We start from the raw sequence: 4,213 nt of genomic DNA, 5'->3' as shown, positions 1-4,213 counted from the left end.
GAACCACCAGCTCGCAGCCACCGAAGACCGCGCCGAGGGCCTCGCTGCCTTCTTCGACAAGCGCCCGCCTGACTTCTCAGGGCGTTAGCCATGAGAAGCGTCAGACACAGTTCAGGGCGTTAGCCATCCCTTGACGACTGATTCTGCCGTTTCGTGGGGAGTGATGACCTCCTCCGGCTGATCATCTGTGTCTTGAAACTGGCGTGATCTCGTGGTGGTCGCGGGTCGTTTCGCGCCGGGTGTACGGTCGAGCCCACTACTTAACGAACGTTTAGGAGGTGACCTCGTGAAACTCTCCGATGTCCGCCCACCGCACTCTCCAAGCAAAAGTCGGTGGCGACGAAGAACGGCATTCGCAGTGATGCTCGCAGTCGCCCTACTGGCGAGCAGCGTGAGTGCAGGTGCCCAAGGCGGCGATCCGGCCATAGACGACACGCAGACTCCGGGTGCAGAGGCAGTTACTCCTTCAGACGCCGCTCAGGTGGCTGATCCGGCGGTCGCTTCGTACGCAGCCGAATACGGCGTGACCGAAGCCGAGGCCACTCGCCGCCTTGACCGCATCCAGCCGATGCAGGACATCTTGGCCTCAATCCGCGAACTCGAGTCCTCCCGCGTCGCGGGCTGGGGCATCGACCACGCTGGAACGTTCACCGGCTGGGTGTGGCTCACCGGCGACGCTCCTGCCATCCAAGCATCGGCCGCCATAGCCGACGCCCACGACGACATCGAGATCCGTATCGGCGCCACGCACACCCTCGCCGAACTCCTCGAAGCACAGGACAGCTTCGGCAACGGCAGCATCATTGGCCCTGTCGGGCGCGTCGATGACCAGACTCCAGCCACGGACTACTCGGCCGCAGTCACGTTCACCGCGCCGGACATGGGCACCAACACTCTGCACATCGGCATCGATCCCGCCTTGCTGCGAACCGTCGAGCCGTCGGAACTGCAGGGCCCCGGCGGAGGCATCGGACCTGTCGGCAGCACTGGCGCACCTGCGGCACCGACCTCGGCGACCGACGCCGAACTCGCTGCCCTCGCTGCACAGATGACCACCGCCTACCGAGGCCGCATCGGTGTCGCCTACGCCGTCGTTGACGGGCGTGATCATGCCGACCTGGCGACGTTCGACGGTGGCCGCGCGATGAGCGCTTGCACATCCGGTTTCGCCGCTAGGCAGCGCAGCACCGGCAACTACGGCATCATCACTGCAGGCCATTGCCGTTTTGGCATCACCATGCATGGGGTCGCGCTCCCTTGGGTGGTTGGGTATGCAAGCCGCACGGCTGATGCCCAGTTTCACCGCATCCCAAGTGGCTCAGGACATCAGCTCCGGTCCGACTACTTGTGTCGCCAATACCGGTTGAATGTCTGCACTGTCCAAGGCGATGTGGATGTTCTGAACAATACGAACGTCACCATCCCTTAGTGTCAGTCCATTGCGGCTGTCGACGGTTGGCATTGTGACCAGTTCTCGGGGCCTGCTGGCCGCCGTGGTTGCCATAGCGGTGCTTGCGGCGTGCACTGCCGACGGCGACCCCCGTCCGGATCTTGCCTCAGCGGCAAGCGTGACTGCGCAAGTGCGCTCGGATGCCGATGTCAGCACGGCTAGCACTACCGGCTCCGATGGTGCTTCCCGGGCATTGCGTTGCTCGTCTGCGGACGGTGGAGGATGTGTCTATGTGACAACCACAACTGCCCTCCTGTCGGCGGCGGCAGCCGCCGCGCCGCCTGCGACGTTCGAAGGGATGTGGGATCACGATCCGTCCGCAGGCGGCCACATGGCCGAATTGTGCGGCTACCTCGTCATCGAAGAGCCCTACGTTCATGTTCTGGAGACCGAACGCGACTGGGGGCAGGACGATGATCCCGGACTTGCCCGAAGTGAGGATGGCAGCCTCGTCTACTCCATGATAATGCTTCCGCGCCCGGGGACGCGCTACGACCCCGCGACGCGTTCGCTGTGGGTGTACCGAGAAGGCCCGATGACCGATGGGGACCATGTCTCGGTGAGTGGCGGCGTGGGCTACCGCCAGCCCGATTGGCCCGGACCCAATGTGCATCAGCGATCGTTGTGGCAAGCCAACGGCATGGGGCCAACCGACTACCCCTGCTGAATGGCAGGTCCAGACGTGCTTCGTGGTTCGGTAGGTGTGCTGCTTGCGGCCCTGATTGGCTATGGGTGCATGGGATCTATCGGGCTAGACGTTGATCGGGCATCTGAATCGACGGTCGGTCGCAACCAGTCTGTCTCGACGGTGCCATCTGACGACTGTGTAGCGGACGCGTACTCGTGTGGGCCGCTGCACAGGGAAGCGGCCGAGAGAGCTGATGCAGCAGATAGCGGCTTCGTGAGCGGAACGTTCTCATTCGTCAAGCAGGCTCCAGCGACACAGCCGCCGGTTCCCGACTTTCCCTTGGCGACCTTCGCCGGCATGAACGACTACCTCCTGGGCGGTCAACACCACGATGCCGAGTACGTCGGACGATTGAGGGTTGATGGTCCGTGCGTCTATGGCATCGACATCGCTGACGACCAAAGCAACCCGCCGAGTCTGGATGCATCCGGTAGGCCCCTTCTCCTTTTCTTGTCATTGCCGAGCGCTGGCACACGGCAGGATCCCGTGAGCGGGGCCATCTGGGTTTGGGGATACGGTCCGATGACGAATGGGGACCTTGTAATCGGGGGTGGGGGATACACCAACTCCGTGCAGACGGAGTGTCCGCTCGCAACTGGAGGACAGTTCTATGCCAGCACTCTGCGACCGAAGCAGGAGTAGCTAAGTGGCTGCTGAACCTTCGCAAGGGCCGCTCGCGGCCGCTCCTGCAAGCGAACAGGCTGGGTGGCTGCCTCCGGGTCTGTTCGACTACGGCGCCGAGTTGGCTGCGGAAGTGGATTTGCGGCTGGGCGCCGCGTTGGCAGGAGACGGGCGAGCCTGGATCGACCTGCCCCGGCGTCTCGGATCCGCCGACAGCGCTTCGAAGCCGATCCCGTGGGGCGACGGCGCGCTGTGTGTGGATCTCGGTCCCGAGGACGGCGACACCTGGGAACGATTCGCCGAAGTGCACCGCGACGAGCCTGACCCCGAACTCGTTGCTGCCAGCGCCCAAGAATGGCGCTTGGCGGTCACTCCGTATCGCCGGTTGACGGCGACGGTACGCGAGCCTGTCGCGCCGGTGCGGACGCGCGAGCCAATGAGCCCAACATCTCTCGACGGCAAGCGGATCGTCGACCTGACCTCGATGTGGGCCGGCCCACTGTGTACCGAACTGCTGGGCCGGGCAGGTGCCCAGGTCCACAAGATTGCCTCGGCAGCCCGGCCCGACGGCCTCGCCGGCTCGGCGATGTACGACGAGCTGAACGCCCACAAGGCGGTTATCGACATCGACCCGCGGTTCACCGCAGGCCGCAATGATCTCGACGAGCTGCTGGCGAGGGCAGACCTGCTCGTCACCTCGCTCTCGCCTCGGGCAATGGCCAATCTCGAACTGCTGCCCGAGCAGCTCTTCGACCGTCACCCGCGGCTGCGCACCTTGGCGATCACCGCCTTCGAGCCAGATTCGCCAGAGTGCGACTGGATCGCGTACGGCACCGGCGTGCATGCCGCCTCCGGCTTGGGCCGGCTTGGCGATGAAGCTCTGGCACCCGCGTACTCCTACCCCGACCCACTCGCCGGCCTGCTGGCGGCGCGTGTCGCCGCGGATCAGCTTGCAGATGCTGCGCCCCGCCACGAGAGCGTGTCACTGGCGGTCGCGGTCGCGCCGCTGGCTGAATGGGCAGCATGCCGCCGCGCCGCCGGTGCCCTGACGCCCTTCGCCGGGTCGCCGCACGACGCTCTCGGGCCGATGGCAGCAGCCGCAGGCGTCGGCAGCGCCGCGACACCTGGTCCCGCTCCCGACGGCGGCCGTCATGGCTGAGCGGGTGCGTCTGGTCTTCGGCCATGACGGCGTCGCCACGATCACGCTGTGCCACCCGCCGCTGAACATCTACGACCTCGAAATGCGCGACGGCCTCATCGAGGCGGTCACGGCCGTGCGTGACGTGCCCGATGTTCGGTGCGTGGTGCTCGCCGCCGAGGGCAAGCACTTCAGCGCCGGCGCCGACCTGTCCGAGTTCGGCACCGCAGAGTCGATCTTCGATGCCCGCCGGATCCGCTGGGACCGCGATCCATGGCTCCCGCTGGTGAACCTGCCGGTGCCCACCCTGTGTGCT

At 65.4% G+C, this 4,213-nt stretch carries 4 protein-coding genes; all 4 read left to right on the top strand.

Annotated features, from left to right (window positions below; translation table 11 throughout):
• The first annotated feature begins 391 nt into the window (after window positions 1-391).
• A complete protein-coding gene (locus tag VI480_RS03035) occupies window positions 392-1,429 on the top strand; it encodes a hypothetical protein (protein ID WP_323671338.1) in 1,038 nt (345 codons plus the stop codon).
• Between the two features lie 253 nt (window positions 1,430-1,682).
• Window positions 1,683-2,117, top strand: a complete 435-nt coding sequence (locus VI480_RS03030; protein WP_323671337.1) for a hypothetical protein — start codon at window positions 1,683-1,685, stop codon at window positions 2,115-2,117.
• A gap of 667 nt (window positions 2,118-2,784) precedes the next feature.
• Window positions 2,785-3,918 (top strand): CoA transferase, encoded by a 1,134-nt coding sequence (locus VI480_RS03025; RefSeq protein ID WP_323671336.1) that lies wholly within the window; start codon window positions 2,785-2,787, stop codon window positions 3,916-3,918.
• On the top strand, window positions 3,911-4,213 hold a 303-nt coding region (locus VI480_RS03020), incomplete at its 3' end, for an enoyl-CoA hydratase/isomerase family protein (RefSeq protein WP_323671335.1). The genes VI480_RS03025 and VI480_RS03020, both read left to right, overlap by 8 nt.

It is taken from the genome of Candidatus Poriferisodalis multihospitum (assembly GCF_028283155.1).
Lineage (GTDB): Bacteria > Actinomycetota > Acidimicrobiia > Acidimicrobiales > Poriferisodalaceae > Poriferisodalis > Poriferisodalis multihospitum.
This window is presented reverse-complemented; position numbering and strand designations above follow the sequence as displayed.